Origin of the sequence: Mesorhizobium sp. Cs1299R1N3 (assembly GCF_037179625.1) — a bacterium.
Classification (GTDB): Bacteria; Pseudomonadota; Alphaproteobacteria; order Rhizobiales; family Rhizobiaceae; genus Mesorhizobium; species Mesorhizobium salmacidum.
Map to the genome: position 1 here is coordinate 820,241 of NZ_JAPYKQ010000001.1, position 18,372 is coordinate 838,612.

Sequence of the window (18,372 nt, forward strand, 5' to 3'; positions counted from 1 at the left end):
ACGGTGATATCCCCGTGGGATCTAATGCAGGCCTCGCCGAGCGCTGCCAAGCTTCTCGCCCTTGGGCACTTCGGTGGAGTTCTGCTTTCTCTCGGCTTCGCGCAGCCTGTCGGCTGGTGTCGGCGCGCTATTGGCGATCATGGCATAAACAACCGCGAAATAACCGGCCTGGATGACCACGGCGCAGATGATGATGCGCATCAGTGTCGTGCCAAGCGAAGCCCCACCTAGCCAGGACCAGGCAACGACGATCGCGAGCGCGAAGAGCATCCCAACGATGAATTTTGGAAGCGACATACCCAATAGCCCATAAACCGGCTCGGGTCATATCCAACGATAGCCCCACCCGAGCGCCGTCCCTTGTCATGCGGGCTTGTTGAGTCACCCGCTGCCGACCGGTTGCTTCCGGCCTTTCAACCTGTCGTCACTATGACAGGTATAATTTGCAATTCTATTAAGGCGAGCAGAAGGCGGCAAGGCCAACCGCACATATTTTTGATTGAGCTTACGCCTTCGACTCTGCCATGCTGCAACGCACACGATCGCAATTCACTCAACCTGCAGCCGCCATAAGCTGCGAGTACAATCTATAATATTAAGCAGTATTTTAGGTGAATAGTTTCGAATATGGCATCTTCCTAAAGCACTGACATGCTCCAGGCCCTCGCCCCGAGAACGCGTCGCCTAGGAATCGCCTCAAAAATGTCCCGATTTTTTTATCCTTGCCCATTTATTGTCACAAATGTGCTAAAGATTTCGAAATTTGTGCAGGGCGAGCTTATTATTTAGTCAATTCATGACGCGACTATTTCAAGAGGGTTGGAAATTGTGTGTTGCGCTGCAGCATTTTTTTGGTATCGTGCGGTAAACCATTCGTTCAACGCATGGAGTTTCCGTATGAGGGATATTGCCAAGTCGGCCACGGCGGACTTTTCGCAGGCTGACACCGACTTTCCGCCGCCGATCGGCGGCCTCATCAAGCGGAGCTTCGACATCGCCGGCTCGCTGGCTGGGTTGATCGCGCTCAGCCCGCTGTTCATCATGATAGCGTTGCTCGTCAAGTTCTCCGATGGCGGGTCGATTTTCTACGGTCACCGCCGAATCGGGCGCGGCGGACGGCTGTTCTCCTGCCTCAAGTTCCGCACCATGGTTCCGAACGGCGACAAGGTGCTGACTGCCTATCTTGCGACCAATCCAGAGGCCAATGCGGAATGGATAGCGACCCGCAAGCTGAAGAACGACCCACGCGTCACCCGCGTCGGAGCGGTCCTGCGCAAGCTCAGCCTCGATGAGTTGCCGCAGATCATCAACATCCTCCAGGGCGACATGAGCCTGGTCGGGCCTCGCCCGGTGGTCCGTGACGAACTGGAAATCTACGGCAGCGCGGCCGTCTATTATCTGAAGTCCCGGCCCGGCCTGACCGGCCTGTGGCAGGTCAGCGGCCGCAACGACGTTTCCTATGACAGCCGCGTCGCGTTCGATCGCCACTATGTCGAGAACTGGTCGCTGTTCGAGGACGTTCGCATCATCATCAGGACCGTACCGGCCGTCTGGATGTCACGCGGCTCTTATTGATCGGCCGGCTGACCCAGGCATCCGGCGGCAAGCTCATTGGGCGATGGGGCTAAAACGGATCGGAATGTTCAGTTGAAGATAGACATGTTGGAAGCCTTTGGCAGCGGCCCATTTTCCGGCCGCTCGCGGCTCGTGGCGACGTGCCTTGCGATGTCGCTCGCTTTCCCCCAGCTGGCCGCCGCCGACGATTACCGTCTGGGTTCCCAGGACAAGCTCACCATCCGCATTGCCGAATGGCAGACCGTCGAAAGCGCGTTCCGCGACTGGTCGTCGGTCAATGGCCAATACACGGTCGGTCCGGCCGGCACGCTGTCGGTGCCTTTCGTCGGCGAACTGCCGGCGGCCGGCAAGACCACGGCGGAGATCGCCGCGGCGATCGGCGAGGCGCTGCAGCACAAGCTCGCTTTGTCGGACAAGCCCGAAGCCTCGGTCGAAATGGCACAATTCCGGCCGTTTTACATTTCGGGCGAAGTGCAGAACCCCGGCCAATTTCCCTATGTGCCCGACCTTACGGTGCTGAAGGCGATCAGCGTCGCCGGCGGCATCAGGCGCAACGCCGACTACGGTCCCCAGCTCGGCAAGGACCTGGTCACAGCCAAGGGCAATTTCGATATCTCCGACGACCTGCGCGTGCGACTGCTCGTCAAGCGCGCCCGCATCGACGCCGATATGGCTGGCAAGACGAGCTTCGAAGCGCCGAAGGAGGTCGAGGGCGATCCGCGGCTGCCGACCATCGTCAATGACGAGATGACGATCCTGACAGCCGACCAGAAGGCGCTGAAGCTGAAGCTCGAGGCGCTGGACGATCTCAAGGGTGTGCTGCAGGCCGAAATCGAATCGCTGCAGAAGAAGATCGTCAACCAGCAGAAGCAGGTCGACCTGGCGCAGCAACAGCTGACCAGCATCGGTCCGCTTGCCCAGAAAGGCCTGGTCGCCAATGCGAGACTTCTGGATTCTCAGCAGTCCGTCACCGACCTGCAGGGCAAGATCCTGGATTATGAGACGGCCATCCTCACCGCCAAGCAGGCGATCAGCAAGGCGACGCAGGACGCCATCGACGCCCAGAACACCTTGAGCTCGAAGCTTGCCGTCGACCGGCAGCAAACCGAAGCCGACCTGAACGAGGCCGCGCTGAAGGTGAATATGCAAAAAGGCCTGATAACCCAGGCCACGGATCCGGCGACGACGGCCGCCATCACCAACGACCAGCAGCCTAGCTTGCTCTATTCGCTGGTGCGCAATGTCGACGGCAAGACCAGCGAAATCGCCGCCAAGGAAGACACACCGGTGCTGCCTGGCGATGTGATCAAGATCAAGCTGGCACCGCTGGCCAGCCAGTAGGAAAGCGGAAGTTCGCGCGGCCGGGCGCGTCCGATCCATAACGCAAAGACTTTGAACCTCCGCCTGGCCTGCCGGGCGGAGGTTTTTGCTGGCAGGATTTCCTACACCGGGAAACCAGAACGGCTGTTGACGCGACACCGGGCGGAGAACCGTCTCACGTTCTTTTCCTGGAATGGCTCTGGCCCGCTCCAGCTTTACCCAAAGCGTGTCGCGTCGAAACGGATTCATGCGGCGCTTTAGGCTGTTGCTTGATGCATGCCGTTGTCGCAAAGCCGAGGTCACTTTGCGCGACATTCATTAGCGCCGGACGGAAAACCGCTACGCACTTTCCTGGAACGGCTCTATCCAGCGAACCTCATCGTTACTCGGCCGCCGTCGGACGGTGAGGCCAGGCCTCTCCGCCCTTCGCATTCGCCGGCTCGATGGCCGGGGACCGTCGCGTGCGGGTAACAGGCAGCCGCGCCAGCTTGAAGTAGCTGAAATACATCAGGAAGGAGCCCATGATGTAAGGGTTGAGGGTCTCGACCTCGACGAAGGAACGGATGAGCAGCAATACCATCACGCCGAAGAGAACCACCGATTCGGCTTGCCACCTCTTGAAGATCACCGCTGCGACGTGGCCATAGAGCGTGCGCAGCAAGATCAGCGATATCAGCACCGCCCCGGTGAAGCCGAGTTCGACAAGGGCCTCGACATAGGTGTTGTGGAAGTGGAAGCCGGTGCGGCTGGCGATGTAGAATTCGTTCCAAAGCCGCTCGGGTTCGGCAAAACCCTGCACCCAATAGGCGGCATAGCCGACGCCGAGAATCGGCGAGCGCTGCGCGGCGTCCCAGCCCTGCTCCCACAGATAGGTCCGCCCTGTGAGCGTCGAATCCTTGCCGAAGATGCCAAGCACGAAATCCATGAGCCCGAGATTGAGGGCGACAATAGCCACCACGACGATCATGCCGGCGCCGATCAGGAAGATCACCCGGCGATAACGCCGCGACAAAAGCTTGCTCATCGCAAGCAGCGCAATAAGCGCCAGGACGGCCGGTATCGAGGCCATCGAGGTGGCGGAATGCGAGACGACCAGCACATAGGCCGACAAAAGCACGACCGGCACGGTCAGCATGAAGCTCAGCCGGCCACGCCGCAGAAAAGCAAGGAACACGACGGAGAAATAGATGCCGAGCGAGCCGACAAAACCGATCTGGTTCTTGGAGGCGAAGGCGCCGACGAAATTATAGGTGCCGTCGAGCACGTCCTCGGAATAGCCACCGACCTTCAGAGAATAGATCAGGACGAAGAATATGCCGACCAGGGCGCCTATCGTCAGGGTGCGCACGCTGACGGTGCGCGCCGCGACATAGGCGCAGGCGATATGCGAAAAGTACTGGACCGCCGTTCTGGCGGTGACGCCGGGCGCCTGCGACCAGAACACGGAGAAGCAGACATAGGCCACGAAGAGCAGCGGCAGCCAGGCACTGGACAGTTGCCGCAGGAACCGGCGGTGGTCGACCAGGATGAGCGGAAGCCAGACGGCATAATAGGCCAGGATCAGCACCTGGCCGAAAATGACGGAATAGGAAAACGCCCAGATCGAGACGGCAACGGCAAAGCTGCCATAGACCGAATTCTTCTCGGGATCGACGATCAGGGATTTGGGAATTTTCATCTAAAGGGTCCCGTCGACACGACCCGGGACCGGCAGGTCGCAAACCAGCCGGCATATCCGCAAACAAGGGCGTGCAAGAAACGGCGTCTCCATTGTGCAGTGCAATATAACCTATCGCACCCCATGCTCAATGGCAAATCCGGTCACCTTGTCTTACAGCGCGGCGATCGCCGAGAGATCACAACCACAATCCGGCCGGTGTTGGCCCAGACGATCCGACCGCATACCGACTTGAACTCGGCTAGCGGTAACCTCACAGTCTCGGATGGAAAGGCCATCACATAGATCGGCTTTCAGCCAAGATGGACAGGGGGGAATCACATGCCGATGAATTTCGCGGGACGCTTCGCCGGCCGCGCGGCGGTGATTACCGGCGGCGCCTCGGGCATCGGCCTGGCGGTGGCGCAGAGGATCGTCGACGAAGGCGGGCGCGTCAGTGTCTGGGATCGCGATCCCGCACAGATCGAACAGGCGAAAGCCGTTATTCCCGGCCTGCATGGGGTGATGATGGATGTTGCGGATGCGGCAAGTGTGGAGGCCGCCGCACAATCGACTATCGAAGCCCTCGGCGGCGTCGACATACTGGTCACCAGCGCCGCCATCACCGGGCCGAACATGACGACCTGGTCCTATTCGGCCGAGGACTGGCAAAGGGTCATCGACATCAACCTCAACGGCGTCTTCTACTGCAACAAGGCGTTGGTGCCGCACATGCTCGAGCGCAACTATGGCCGCATCGTCAACATTGCCTCGATCGCCGGCAAGGAAGGCAATCCCAACGCTTCCGCCTACAGCACATCGAAGGCGGCGGTGATCGGCCTGACCAAGTCGCTCGGCAAGGAGCTCGCCAAGACCAAGGTGACGGTCAATTGCGTGACGCCGGCCGCCGTACGCACAGCGATCTTCAAGCAGATGAGCCAGGAGCACATCGACTTCATGCTGTCCAAGATACCGATGGCTCGCTTCGGCGAGGTCGAGGAGGTGGCGGCGCTGATCTCATGGATCGCCTCGGAGGAATGCTCGTTCACCACGGCCGCCGTGTTTGACGTTTCGGGCGGCCGCGCCACTTATTGAGCCGATCGAGGCAGTTCCGAGTTGGCGCGAGCCAACTACAACTCCGCGTGACGAAGCAACGATTGGAGCTGGACAGGCTTATGGTAGCTGACGTCTCAATGAACGTGCCATCACAGGGAGATGCCATGTCACGACGAGAGAGCCCGGCAGGTGCGACGCCCCCCGGCCACCGTGCCGGTGGCGTGCGATCGACGGGAGCCGCGATCATCATGTTGGAGTTTGCATCGTTTGCTTAGAGCAGATCCCGCCGCGCTGGCCGATGACGAGCTTCTGGACCGCTATCAACGCGCCGCCTTCGGCTATTTCCTGGAGAATGTGAACCCCGGCAACGGGCTGGTCGCCGACACGTCGCGGCCCAATTCACCGTGCAGCATCGCCGTCGTCGGTTTCGCCCTGTCCTGCTATCCGATCGGCGTCGAGCGTGGCTGGATAGCGCGCGACGCGGCTGCCAGGCTGACCCTTGCGGCGCTACGCTTCTTCCAGACCAGCACGCAAGGCAGCGGCCACGACGTCACCGGCCACAAGGGTTTTTACTACCACTTCCTCGACATGAGGACTGGTTTGCGCGTCTGGCGCTGCGAGCTGTCGATGGTGGACACCGCCTTGCTGATCGCCGGCATGCTGGTGGCGGGCGCCTATTTTTCCGGGGACAATGACGACGAGGCCGAAATCCGCCAACTGGCCGAGGCGCTCTACAGGCGCGTCGACTGGCGATGGGCGCAAGGCAGCAGCCCGACGCTCCGCCAGGGCTGGAAGGCCAGGAGCGGCTTTCTGCACTATGGCTGGGAAGGCTACAACGAGGCGACGATCCTCTATGTGCTGTCCATGGCCTCACCGGACCGCCCGAGTTCCGACGGCAGCTACGAGGCCTGGACGGCGACCTATCAATGGGAAAACATCTACGGCCACGACGTGCTCTATGGCGGACCGCTGTTCATGCACCAGTTCTCACATGCCTGGATCGATTTCGCCGGCATCCGCGACGCTTTCATGCGCGAGAAGAATTCGGACTATTTCGAAAACAGCCGCCGCTCGACACACCTTCACCGCGATTACGCCCGGCACAATCCTTACGGCTTTGACGGCTATGGCGAGAACCTGTGGGGCCTTTCGGCAGGCGACGGACCAGGCGGCTTCCGCGCCAGCGTGGAGCGACGGCGCCACCGGTTTTCCGGTTATGCGGCGCGCGGCGCGCCTTTCGGTCCGGATGACGGCACGATCGCGCCATGGTCCTATCCGGCGTCGCTGCCTTTCGCGCCGGATATCTGCCTGGCGGCGCTACGCCACCTCGTCGATCGTTACCCGGACGTGATCGACAATTTCCGGCTGCCGAGCGGTTTCAACCCGACATTGGCGAACCGGCGAAAATTCGGCCGCAACGGCTGGGTGTCGGAAGGCCATTTCGGACTGGACCAGGGTATTGCGGTGATGATGATCGAAAACCACCGTTCCGGCCTGATCTGGGAGCTCATGCGCTCCAATCCCCATATCCGTCGCGGCTTGGGCAAGGCCGGCTTCACCGGCGGGTGGCTGTCGCGGCCGGCAACCGGGGGGCGCGATGTCAGGTGAACCGACGAGAGCCGCCGCCTTCCCCGTCGACCGCAACGACGTCGAACTGATCAGGGGCGCGCATCCCCCGCACTGGAAGAACCCGATCCCGAACGGCCCCTACAATCTCGTCGTCATCGGCGCCGGGCCGGCAGGGTTGACCGCCGCGCGTGACGCGGCGAGCCTTGGAGCGAAGGTCGCGCTAATCGAGCGTGGGCTGATCGGCGGCGCCTGCGTCAATGTCGGTAGCATTCCGTCGAAGTCGATCATCCGTACAGCCAGGCTTTATGCCGACATGCGCGATGCCGAGAGTTTTGGCGGCGACCCGCCGGACCATCTTCGTGTCGATTTTCAACGGGCAATGACACGGATGCGGCAGATCCGGCAGCGGATCAGCCGTGCCGATTCCGCCACGAGCCTGGTTTCGGAAGGAATCGATCTGTATTTCGGCGAGGCGCGATTTGCCGGACGCGATACGGTCACGGTCGCGGACAGCACGCTGCATTTCAAGAAGGCGCTGATTGCGACAGGCGCGCATCCGGCCTTCCCTGCCATTCCGGGACTGGTCGAAGCCGGTTATCTCAGCAACGAGACGATGTTCGACCTTACGCAATGCCCGCCGCGGCTCCTCGTCATCGGCGGCGGGCCGCTTGGCTGCGAGACGGCGCAGGCCTTCTGCCTGCTCGGCGCGAAAGTCATCCTGGCGCAGAGCGATCCGATGTTCCTGCCCGGCGAGGAACGCGACGCCGCGCAGATCCTTTCGGATGCGCTGGCGCGCGAGGGGGTGGAGGTGTGCCTGAACACCGAAGTGGTGGCGGTGCGCAGGGAAGGGGCAAACAAGTTCGCCGACCTGGTGCGGGATGGCGACACGACGACGATTTCGGTGGACGAGATCATCACCGGTGTCGGCCGTTCACCCAATATCGCGGGTCTCGACCTCGAAGAAGCTGGCGTGGCGTATGACGCCAGCGGCATCAAGGTGGATGATTATCTGCGAACCAGCAACCCGCACATCTACGCGGCGGGCGACGTCTGCCTCGAATACAAGTTCACCCACACCGCCGAGGCAACGGCGCGCATTGTCGTGCGCAATGCCTTGTTTCGCGGCCGCGAAAGGCTCAGTGAACTCGTCGTTCCCTGGTGCACCTATACCGATCCGGAGATCGCCCATGTCGGTCTCTACCCCCTGGAGGCGCGCGGCAACGGCATTCCGGTCAAGACCTACACCGTGCTGATGCACGATGTCGCCCGCGCCGTGATGGACGGCGAGGAGGAAGGGTTCGTCAAGATCCATGTCAGGGAGAGATCCGACCGCATCCTGGGGGCGACGGTCGTCGCCAGCCATGCCGGCGAGATGATCAACACGGTGACCCTCGCCATCCGATCGGGCATGGGATTGCATGCGTTGGCCGATGTCATCCATCCCTTCCCGACACAGACGCAAGGCATCAAGATGGCGGGCGACGCCTACAGGCGGACACGGTTCACCTCCATGCGCAGGCGCCTGGCGGCGCGTTGGCTGGCATGGTCCAGGCGATAACCCCAAAAACCGCTGCGACAAGCTGATCGGTCTTTCGGCACAAGGTGCCGATCGATGTCGCTCCCAATGGAATTCCCAACGTGCTGCCCGCCGAAGCCGCGACCGACAGCGTCTATCCGACGATCCCCGAGGCAACCGTGCGGACGCTGCCGGATTGCCTGGTGTGGAGCTCGTCGAAAATCCCGAAAGGAGCGACCGGATGCTGCTCGATTCGTGGCGCCTCCTTGCCAACGACCTCGACATCCGGCCGGTCGGCCTGCCCAAGCTGGAAATCCTACACGTCCGGTGGTGGGGCGGCCGCCCGCCGAAGCGCCTCGCGCAGAGGCTCCAGATAGTTTGCGGGCGTCAGTCGTGCAGGTCCCGCGCAATCGGTGGGCCGACCGAAAATCCGGAGAACGTGACCTCGAAACCTTCACGCTGCGGCGAACAGCACATCATGCCGACATCAGCCATCTTCGAGATCGGGAAATAGGCGAGCCGCACCGGCTTCCAATGACCGTCGGAAGCGTCGAGATACTGGACACGGATCGCTTCGCCGTGGCGGGTCAGGCGGATCCTGACGCCGTCCGGGCCAGCGGCGATGGCCACCAGCGACCAGTCCGAGGTGTCGTTGGTGACAACGACCGAGACATAGGCAAGGCCATCGGTGTATTCGACGCCGGCCTTGATCCAGTGTGTTTCGCTCAGCCGGACCATCAGCCCGGCCTGGTCGTAAAGCACCTTGTAGTCGCCCTTGACGGTGACCTCGGCGGTGAAGTCGCCCTCGGCCCGCCGAGACAGGAAGTGGCCGTTGTCGCGCCAGAAACCATAGAAGGTCTCGCGCCAGAAATCGGTCTCCTTGCCGGTGCGCACACGCACGCCATCACCTTCGATGGCGTGGTGCGGCGGCGGGTTGAGCCAGGTCAGGTCCTGCAACGTCATCGCTTGCACCGGTCCGGTTTCTGGTGTGGTGACGGTTCGCCGGCCGGTCAGCCGGCGAACCAACTCATCCCGCGAACGTATAAGCGGTCTTTACCGTGGTGTAGAACTCCATGGCGTAGCGGCCCTGTTCGCGCGGGCCGAAGCTCGAGCCCTTGCGCCCGCCGAAGGGAACGTGGAAGTCCACACCCGCCGTCGGCAGGTTGACCATCACCATGCCGGCTTCGGAGTTGCGCTTGAAATGCGTGGCGTGCTTGAGGCTCGTGGTGCAGATGCCCGAGGTCAGCCCGAACGGCGTGTCGTTGGCGACGGCAAGTGCCTCGTCATAGTCCTGGACGCGAATGACGCTGGCGACGGGGCCGAAAATCTCCTCGCGCGAACTGCGCATGGCATTGGTGGCCTCGGTCAGCAGCGCCGGCTTAAGATAGAAACCCGGCGTCTTGCGGTCGAGCCGCTCGCCGCCGAAGGCGAGCGTGGCGCCTTCCCGGACACCGATGGCGATATAGTCCTCGTCCTGCTTGAGCTGGGTCGCGTCGACAACCGGGCCGATCTGGGTCTGCGCGTCGAGCGCATCGCCGATCACCAGCTTTTCCATGCGCTCCTTGAGCGTGTCGACGAAACGGTCGTGGATGCCGTTGGTGACGATCAAACGCGACGAGGCCGTGCAGCGCTGGCCGGTCGAGAAGAAGGCGCCGTTCAGAGCGCAATCGACGGCGACCGCGAGATCGGCATCGTCGAGCACGACCAGCGGGTTCTTGCCGCCCATTTCGAGCTGGAACTTGCGCATGTGCTCGACACTTGCCGCGGCAACGCGCTTGCCGGTTCCCACCGAGCCGGTGAAGGAGATGGCGTTGACGTCGGGGCTGTCGAGCATTGCCTGGCCGACCACCGAGCCCTTGCCCATGACGAGGTTCAGCACGCCCTTGGGCAGCCCGGCGCGATGCAGGATGTCGACGATGGACCAAGCGCTCTCGGGAACGAGTTCGGCCGGCTTGAAGACGATGGTGTTGCCGTGAGCCAGCGCCGGAGCGATCTTCCAGGCGGGGATGGCGATGGGGAAATTCCATGGCGTGATGATGCCGACCACGCCGACCGCTTCGCGCGTGATCTCGACGCCGACGCCCGGCCGCACGCTTGGCACCACCTCTCCCGACAGGCGCAATGTTTCGCCGGCAAAGAAATCGAATATCTGGGCGGCGCGAATGGTCTCGCCAATGCCCTCGGCCAGCGTCTTGCCTTCCTCGCGCGCAAGATTGCGGCCGAGTTCGTCCTTGCGCGCCATGATCTCGTCGGCCGCCTTTTTCAGCACCGCATGACGGGCCAGCGGACCGGAGCGCGACCATGCCGGAAACGCCGCCTTGGCTGCCGCTATCGCCTGGCCCGCTTGTTCGACGCCCGCCGAGGCATATTCGCCGACGACGTCGCCGGTATCCGAAGGATTGATGTTGCGGGACCCGGCATCGCCGACCCATTCGCCATCGATGAGGTTCTTTCGAAACGCTGTCATGTCCTTGCCTTCCTGCTTGCTGGCCGCGCGGCCGCATCCGTCTGAAGTGGTATTTGCCAGACAATTGCGCTGCGGGAAAGCACGCACTGGGCTCGAAGGCCGCGACAAAAGTCCCCGGGCCCGCGCTCATGCCTTCGGTGCAGCGGCGACAGTGCCGCGTCGACACCAATCCGGTTAACATCGGTGGATAGCGCTCCGGGTCAAGGTTGAATTGCCCTGTACAGATATGTCCACGACCTTGATTTGCCCGATGCGGCGTGTCAAGCGTCGTGCTGATGGCAGCACCCGAGACGACGATCCAGCGTGCCGGCGCCACCGGCAACATCAAGGCCACTCGCGACGACTGGCTGAAGCTCGCGCTTGAAACCCTGATCTCGGATGGCGTCGAACGCGTCCGTGTGCTGACGCTAGGCCAGCAGCTCGACGTCTCGCGCTCGAGCTTCTATTGGTATTTCAAGAGCCGCCAGGACCTGCTCGACCATTTGCTGGACCACTGGCGACAGACCAATACCCGATTCATCGTCGAGCGCGCCCAACGCCCTTCCGCGACTGTCATTCGCGGGGTGATGAGCATTTTCGAATGCTGGGTGGACGAAAAGCTGTTCGACCCCCGGCTGGATTTCGCGATCCGGGCCTGGGCGCGCCGCTCCCCGACCATCCGGCGTGCGCTCGATGAGGCCGACGAAGAACGCGTCAATGCCATACGCGACATGTTCATGCGTCATGGCTATGAAGAAGAGGACGCGTTCGTGCGTGCTCGCGTGCTCTATTTCATGCAGATCGGCTACTATTCGCTGGAACTCAACGAGCCGATGAGCAGCCGCCTGTCGCATGTTGCCGCCTATCTGCGCAGCTTCACCGGCCGGGAGCCCTCGCCCCAGGATATCGAGGATTTCTCGCGCTACGTCGAGAAGACCGTCCCCCGCACCCGGTAGCCATCCCCTGGAAGCAAGCTGCGCATCCATGTCGGCAACATCGCCGCCGAAAATTAGCCAGCGCTGATCATGCTCAAAGCGTAAACGACCAGAACAGGCAGGCCAGCGTCGCGGCGGCAAAGACCACGAAGAACAGGCTGCGCAGCAGCACATTGCGGCGCAACTCGTTCATGACGAAATGGCAGCCGATGATCGCGGCCGCAAACAGGAAGCGCCAGTTCAACACCGCCCACAAGACATCCCGCTGACCGAACGCCCACCTGGCGACGAGGCAGCCAAGGATGGCCGCGAACAGCACGATGACGGTCCAGAAGACCGCGTCCGCGGCGTTGGTCAGGACAATGCTGGCTGCCCTGATCGGCAGGATCATCATCAGCAGGGCGCTGAAGAAATAGACCGCTGCAAGTGGAATGAACGTGCCGGCATCGGCGATGCCGTCTAGCCGTCTCACACCGATCGCGCCATAGGGATAACCGTGCCTTGCCACCGCCAGGCTCAGCGCCATGAGCAAGGCGGTCAGCACCGCGACCAGTGCGAAGGATGTGAGGGCTTTGCTCATGATGTTCCTGTCCCGGGCGAATCAGACAGGAACTGATGTAACCGATGGTCGTAAATTGCGGGTAAGCTTTCACCCGGGATAACCGACAGGGGCGAAGCCACTTAGCTCGACGGTGCCGCTCGTCCCGGCCGCCGGTGATAAATCAGCTCCAGGCGCCCGAAAAGATCGAGCGCGCTTGTCGACAGAGACCAACCTCTCATTGGCTGCATTCCGATTTACATTCTAATATAATCTGACCATTCCCGGTGAACGAAGCTATGGATTTGCCATGGACCTGGACCCTTCGACCCTCAATCGGGCGCTGCCGCTCCGCGATCAGATCTACCAGAAGATCCGCAACCTGATCGTTGTCGGACAGATGAAGCCGGGGGAAGTGATCAACGAGGTGGCCATCGCGGAGGCGCTCGGCGTTTCGCGCACGCCGGTGCGGGAAGCGGTCAAGCGCATCAGCGACGAAGGCCTGGTCAAGATCCTGGCGCAGACCGGCACCTATGTCGCGCCGATCAGCCGCGCCGATCTCGAGGAAGCCTATGTCATCCGCCGAGCCCTGGAGATGGAGAGCGCTAGGCGCGCGGCCGTCAAGCTCACGCCGGCGTCCGCCGAACTGCTGGAGGACAATATGGCGGCGCACAAGCTTGCCATATCGCGCGGCAGATACGCGACCGCGATCCAGCTCGACGATGTCTTCCATCGCACTATTGCCGAAATCTGTGGCCTGCCGATGATCTGGCGGGCGGTCGACATCTCGAAGGCGCAGATGGACCGCGGCCGTTACCTCGCCATACCAAAGCCCGGCTATGGCGAACAGACGATCGAGCAGCACGAAGCCATTCTCGACGCCCTGAAGCGACACGATGCCGAGGGCGCGGCACAGGCGATGGAAAACCACCTCGAGACGTCGTTCCGCAACACGCTCGAGGTCGCCGCCGACCTTCTCGGCTGAAAACCCGCGACCGGACACGATCAGCACGTGAAGAGAATGAGGCTTTGTATAGGCCTGAAGGCCGAGGCGATCAGCTGGCTCTTCTCCAGGGAAACAGCTTCGCCACGGCCTCGACCTTCGATCTGTCGGGCGGTCGGACAACCTACTAAAGCGCGGCGCAGGCTTCGGCGCACCCATCAACGGCCGGCCGGCAGATTGATGGCGCGCGCCCGGGATTTCAGGCGGGATGCTGAAGCTGGCTCAGCCCGCCATCGACGACGAGGGTCGCCGCGTTCATGAACGGGCACTCGTCGGAAATCATGAACACGGCGGCCAGCGCGATCTCGCGCACCGAGGCGATCCGACCGCCGGGATGCAACGCCATGGTGTTGGCGCGCGCTGCCGCCGGATCGGGAAGGCTGTTCCAGTAATCGATGGCCTTCTGCGTCGCGACATAGCCGGGCGCGAGCGCGTTCACGCGCACGCCTTGCCCGGCATATTCAAGTGCCAGTGATTTGGTCAGGCCAAGCAGGGCGTGCTTGGCGACGGGATAGGGGAATGTGTGCGGGATGATGGTGAAGCTGTGGGTCGAGGCGATGTTGAGGATCGCGCCGCCGCCATTTGCGAGCATGCCCGGCAGCACCGCCTTGCTGCAGTTCCAGGCGCCCTTGACGTTGACATCGAAATTGCGGTTCCACTCCTCTTCGGTGGCCTCGAGCGGCGTCGAAAAGACGTTCATGCCGGCATTGTTGATCAGCGCGTTGATCGGGCCGATCTCGGCGTTCGCCCGATGAACGGCTGCTTTTATCGCCGCGCCGTCGCTGATGTCGGCCGTCGCATGCCCAAGATGCCCCTTGGGTGCCGCTAGGCCAGCGACGGTCTTGCCCAGCAACGTGCCGTCCTGGTCGACGAGGAACAATTTCGCACCCTCGGCAAGACAAGCCTCGGCGATGGCGAGGCCGATGCCTTGCGCGGCACCCGTCAGGAAGATGCGTTTGCCGGACAGGCGCTCAGCCATGGGTGTCCCTCCAGTCGAAGATGATCAACGCCGGCCCAAAGCCGACGAGCGCAGATTGTCGAGCAGCACGGCGAGCAGCAGGATCACACCGCGCACGATGTACTGGTAGAAGGCCGGGATGTTGAGCAGGTTCATGGCATTCTCGGCGATGCCCATGATCAGCACGCCGACGATGACGCCCGACATCGTCGCGCGGCCGCCGGCAAGCGAGACGCCGCCGAGCACGCAGGCCGAGATGACCGACAGCTCGAGCCCGACCGCCGCATTGGGCTGGCCCGAGGTGATGCGCGAGGCCAGCAGGATGCCGGCGATGCCGCAGACGACGCCTTGCAGGGCAAAGATCCAGATGCGTGTCCTGTCGACATTGACGCCGGCAAGCCGTGAGGCTTCGGGATTGCCGCCAATGGCCAGCGTGTTCTTGCCGAAGACGGTGCGGTTGAGCACGAAGCCAAAAATGCCGAACAGGACGGCCAGCACCCAGACGGGTGTCGGTATGCCCAAGAATTTCGACAGCGCGAGCTGATAGAAATCGGGGCTGTTGATGCCGACGGCGCGCCCGTCGGATGCGATCAGGGCCAGGCCGCGCACGATCTGCATGGTCGCCAACGTCGTGATCAGCGCGTTGATGCGGAATTTGGCGATGACGACACCGTTGATGAAGCCGACAAAGGCGCCGCAGGCGATCGCCGCCAAGAGGCCAAGCAGGATCGAGCCGGTGTAGTTCGACGCCATCACCGCGACCATGCCGGCAAAGGCGACGATCGAGCCAACCGACAGGTCGAAATCGCGCGCCGCGAGACAGAACATCATGGTGCAGGCGACAATGCCGACCGTGACCACCGACTGCAGCAGGCCAAGCATGTTGCGGTCGGTGAGGAAATTGGGAACCAGCAGTGAGACCAGCGCGAAGGCAACGACGAAGATGACGACGAGCCCCTGTTCGCCGAGCAGGATCTTCTTCAACGGTTGGGTCATGCCAAAGTCCTCAGGATGCGATCGCGTCGGGAGTTTTCTTGTCGGGAAGAGCGGCGGCCAGGATCGCCCTTTCGGCGAACTGGTCGCGGGAAAGTTCGGCGCTGATGCGCCCGCCGCACATCACCAGGATGCGGTCGCAGATGCCCATCACCTCCGGCAGCTCGGACGAGACGACGACGATCGCCATGCCGTCCTCGGCAAGCTGGTAGAGCAGTTCATAGATCTCGGATTTGGCGCCGACATCGATGCCGCGTGTCGGCTCGTCGACGATGAGGACCCGTACACCCTGCTCCGACAGCCAGCGGCCAAGGATGACCTTCTGCTGGTTGCCTCCAGAAAGATTGATGATGTCCTGCTTGCGCGAGGGGGTGCGCACCTTGAGCTTCTTGATGAAGGTCTCGGCCGTGGCGATCTCACTGGCGCGGTTCAAGATGCCGAAGCGCGCGTGATGGCGCCGCGACGAGATGTTGATGTTCTCCTCGATCGAGCGGCCCTGGATGATGCCGTCATGCTTGCGGTCTTCCGAACACAAGACGATGCCGGCGCGGATCGCGCCATGCGGGTCGCTGGCATGGATCGTCTTGCCATCCACCGTCATGGTGCCGCCCGACCGCGGGTCGGCGCCGAAGACCAGCCGCATCAGTTCCGAGCGCCCGGCGCCGATGAGGCCGAAGAAGCCAACGATTTCGCCAGCGCGGGCCTCGAAGCTGGCCGGCGTCTTCAGTTTTGCCCCGGAGATAGCTTCGACTTTCAGCCTGATGCCGCCGGCCTTGCGTGGCCGAAAACCCCAGATGTCGGAGATTTCGCGACCGACCATTTCGGCGACGACCTGGTCGCGGGTGACGCCTTTCAGTGATGCGTGGTGCGCCGCGAGCTTGCCGTCGCGCAGCACGGTCAGGCTGTCGCAGAGGCGGAACACCTCGTCGAGCCGATGCGAGACATAGATGATGACCTTGCCCTCGCCGCGCAGGCGGTCGATCAGGGCAAACAGGATTTCGCTTTCGCGCGAGGACAGCGAAGATGTCGGCTCGTCCAGTGCGATGACACGCGCATCGAGCATGATCGCCTTGGCGATCTCGACCATCTGGCGTTCGCCGATCGACAGCGTCTTGACCTTGCGGCTGATATCGATGTCGATGCCGGCCGATTTCAGCTTGGCGCCGACGTCTTCCAGCATCTTGCCGCACGCGATGACGCCGGCACTGGCGGGAAAGCGGCCGAGGCTGAGGTTCTCGGCGACGGTGAGTTCCGGGACGAGCTGCAGTTCCTGGTGGATAACGATGACGCCATTGTCGAAGGCATCCCTTGTCGAGGCATAGGCCTGGACCTTGCCGTCGATGCCTATCTCGCCAACATCGGCATGCTGGTCGCCGGACAGGATCTTGATCAGGGTCGATTTGCCGGCGCCGTTTTCGCCCATCAGCCCATGCACGGCGCCCCTGTCGATGCCGAACGAGACGTCCGACAGCGCCCTGACGCCTGGATAGGTCTTGGTGATGTGCGAAAATTCGAGAAAGGACACGGGCGTCGATCCTTCTTATGCCACGGCAAACAGGCGGCGGCATGAGCCGCCGCCTGTTTGTACATGGAGGATTATTCGATGCCGAGGCCTTGACGGACCTTCTGGTAGTCGTCGCGCTTGGCGAGCGCGCCGGAGGTCAGGATCAGCTTCTCCGGTTCCTTGTTGGTGGCGACCCAGTCATACATGTTGAGCGCCGTCTCGTAGCCATGGCGCTTCGGCGAGATGATCACCGTGCCGACAAAGCCGGTGGCAGTCGGCTTCTTGAATTCGTTGATCGCCGAATCCGCGCCGCCGATGCCGACGCCGATCATGCCGTCAGCAGGGATGCCGACGCTTTCGGAAGCACGCACGGCGCCGAGCACCGCTTCGTCGTTGAGGCCGAAAGAGACCCACTTCTTGATGTCGGCATGGGCGTTGAGCACCACCGTCGCCGCATTGAGCGCGGCTTCGGTGTCGGTCTTGGCCTGCGGGGCGTCAAAGATGTTCTCGGCCTTGAAGCCGTTCGCCTTCAGCACCGAGATGGCGCCTTCGACGCGATCGACGGCGGTCGGCAACTGGTCATAGGAAACGCGGATCGCGCCGACTTCGTCGGCCTTCCAGCCGCGTGCCTTCATTTCGTCGACGATCGCCTGGCCGACCGCCTCACCGATCTTGGTGGCCGAGATGCCCATATGCGGCACGTCTTCCAGCGCCTTGCCGTCAGCACCGACCAGACGGTCGTCGACGGTCATCAGCTTGAGATTGTTGGCGGCCGCCTTGGCGACGATGCCTGGGCCGAGCTTCACGTCGGGTGTGCAGACGATGAAGCCCTGGGCGCCCTGCGCGCCGAGATTGTCGATCGCCGACATCAGCTTCTCACCGTCCTCGGCGCCGATCTTGACGAGGGTAAAACCCTTCTCCTTGGCGGCCTGGTCGGCGAACTTCCATTCGTCCTGGAACCACGGCTCCTCGGGCTGTTTGACGATGAAGCCGATCTTGGTGTCCTGAGCGTATGCAGCGATGGTCGTGACGGACAGCACGGCAAGCGCGCCCGCGACGAGCGCGGTCTTCAAAAGTCGCATGATTACCTCCCAGCGATAGGCCGGGCGCTCGGCCCGGGTGCCGGAGTCTGTATTCGGTTTTATCATACTCGTCAATTGATCTGGTATGATAATTAAGCTACATGCTCCGACCAAGGATCGCTGGCGCAAATCATCCGCATCCGGTAAGGCCGGGCCGGTTGTGCGAAGTCAGTGGGTTCGCCGCCTTGGAGGAGGGCTGAGGTGACTGAAACGTCTAAGA

General features: G+C 62.3%; 16 protein-coding genes. 7 read left to right on the forward strand and 9 right to left on the reverse strand.

Annotated elements, in window-relative coordinates:
- Positions 1-21: 21 nt before the first annotated feature.
- On the reverse strand, positions 22-297 hold the full coding sequence (locus tag O7B34_RS03795; protein WP_337144928.1) for an exopolysaccharide production repressor exox: 276 nt from the start codon (positions 295-297) through the stop codon (positions 22-24).
- Positions 298-897: 600 nt separating this feature from the next.
- Here O7B34_RS03795 and O7B34_RS03800 point away from each other — a divergent pair.
- Entirely contained in the window at positions 898-1,575 is a 678-nt protein-coding gene (locus tag O7B34_RS03800) for a sugar transferase (RefSeq protein WP_337144929.1), read from the forward strand.
- Between the two features lie 84 nt (positions 1,576-1,659).
- Positions 1,660-2,916: a polysaccharide biosynthesis/export family protein gene (locus O7B34_RS03805; protein ID WP_337141960.1), complete on the forward strand. Its 1,257-nt coding sequence runs from the start codon at positions 1,660-1,662 to the stop codon at positions 2,914-2,916.
- Positions 2,917-3,277: 361 nt separating this feature from the next.
- Here the strand turns inward: O7B34_RS03805 and O7B34_RS03810 are convergent, their stop codons facing one another.
- The gene (locus tag O7B34_RS03810; protein ID WP_337144930.1) at positions 3,278-4,573 is read right to left on the reverse strand and encodes an O-antigen ligase family protein; all 1,296 of its coding nucleotides are present in this window, start codon (positions 4,571-4,573) and stop codon (positions 3,278-3,280) included.
- Between the two features lie 321 nt (positions 4,574-4,894).
- On the opposite strand from O7B34_RS03810, the gene O7B34_RS03815 reads away from it, so the two are divergent.
- The 3 genes from O7B34_RS03815 (at position 4,895) to O7B34_RS03825 (ending at position 8,735) form a co-directional block, all read left to right on the forward strand.
- A complete protein-coding gene (locus O7B34_RS03815) occupies positions 4,895-5,647 on the forward strand; it encodes an SDR family NAD(P)-dependent oxidoreductase (protein WP_027142850.1) in 753 nt (250 codons plus the stop codon).
- Between the two features lie 228 nt (positions 5,648-5,875).
- The gene (locus O7B34_RS03820; protein WP_337144931.1) at positions 5,876-7,216 is read left to right on the forward strand and encodes a glucoamylase family protein; all 1,341 of its coding nucleotides are present in this window, start codon (positions 5,876-5,878) and stop codon (positions 7,214-7,216) included.
- Positions 7,206-8,735 (forward strand): mercuric reductase, encoded by a 1,530-nt coding sequence (locus O7B34_RS03825; protein WP_337144932.1) that lies wholly within the window; start codon positions 7,206-7,208, stop codon positions 8,733-8,735. The genes O7B34_RS03820 and O7B34_RS03825 overlap by 11 nt, the downstream gene beginning before the upstream one ends.
- A gap of 345 nt (positions 8,736-9,080) precedes the next feature.
- Here O7B34_RS03825 and O7B34_RS03830 read toward each other — a convergent pair whose 3' ends face one another.
- Positions 9,081-9,656 (reverse strand): DUF1349 domain-containing protein, encoded by a 576-nt coding sequence (locus O7B34_RS03830; RefSeq protein WP_337144933.1) that lies wholly within the window; start codon positions 9,654-9,656, stop codon positions 9,081-9,083.
- A 64-nt stretch (positions 9,657-9,720) separates the two neighbouring features.
- Positions 9,721-11,160, reverse strand: a complete 1,440-nt coding sequence (locus tag O7B34_RS03835; RefSeq protein ID WP_337144934.1) for an aldehyde dehydrogenase family protein — start codon at positions 11,158-11,160, stop codon at positions 9,721-9,723.
- A gap of 275 nt (positions 11,161-11,435) precedes the next feature.
- Here O7B34_RS03835 and O7B34_RS03840 point away from each other — a divergent pair, with 275 nt between their 5' ends.
- Positions 11,436-12,095 (forward strand): TetR/AcrR family transcriptional regulator, encoded by a 660-nt coding sequence (locus O7B34_RS03840; RefSeq protein ID WP_337144935.1) that lies wholly within the window; start codon positions 11,436-11,438, stop codon positions 12,093-12,095.
- 73 nt (positions 12,096-12,168) lie between these two features.
- Here O7B34_RS03840 and O7B34_RS03845 read toward each other — a convergent pair whose 3' ends face one another.
- Positions 12,169-12,654, reverse strand: coding sequence for a hypothetical protein (locus O7B34_RS03845; protein ID WP_337144936.1), 486 nt, complete (start codon positions 12,652-12,654; stop codon positions 12,169-12,171).
- 268 nt (positions 12,655-12,922) lie between these two features.
- On the opposite strand from O7B34_RS03845, the gene O7B34_RS03850 reads away from it, so the two are divergent.
- The gene (locus tag O7B34_RS03850) at positions 12,923-13,597 is read left to right on the forward strand and encodes a GntR family transcriptional regulator (RefSeq protein ID WP_337141968.1); all 675 of its coding nucleotides are present in this window, start codon (positions 12,923-12,925) and stop codon (positions 13,595-13,597) included.
- A gap of 217 nt (positions 13,598-13,814) precedes the next feature.
- Here O7B34_RS03850 and O7B34_RS03855 read toward each other — a convergent pair whose 3' ends face one another.
- The 4 genes from O7B34_RS03855 to O7B34_RS03870 all read right to left on the reverse strand — a co-directional run bounded on the left by O7B34_RS03855 (position 13,815) and on the right by O7B34_RS03870 (position 18,152).
- Positions 13,815-14,594: an SDR family oxidoreductase gene (locus tag O7B34_RS03855; protein ID WP_337144937.1), complete on the reverse strand. Its 780-nt coding sequence runs from the start codon at positions 14,592-14,594 to the stop codon at positions 13,815-13,817.
- A gap of 24 nt (positions 14,595-14,618) precedes the next feature.
- A complete protein-coding gene (gene araH, locus O7B34_RS03860) occupies positions 14,619-15,569 on the reverse strand; it encodes an L-arabinose ABC transporter permease AraH (protein WP_337144938.1) in 951 nt (316 codons plus the stop codon).
- Positions 15,570-15,579: 10 nt separating this feature from the next.
- Positions 15,580-17,091 carry an L-arabinose ABC transporter ATP-binding protein AraG gene (araG, locus tag O7B34_RS03865; RefSeq protein WP_337144939.1) on the reverse strand — a complete coding sequence of 504 codons (1,512 nt, stop codon included), beginning with the start codon at positions 17,089-17,091 and terminating at the stop codon, positions 15,580-15,582.
- A gap of 71 nt (positions 17,092-17,162) precedes the next feature.
- On the reverse strand, positions 17,163-18,152 hold the full coding sequence (locus O7B34_RS03870; protein ID WP_337144940.1) for an arabinose ABC transporter substrate-binding protein: 990 nt from the start codon (positions 18,150-18,152) through the stop codon (positions 17,163-17,165).
- Between the last annotated feature and the right edge of the window lie 220 nt (positions 18,153-18,372).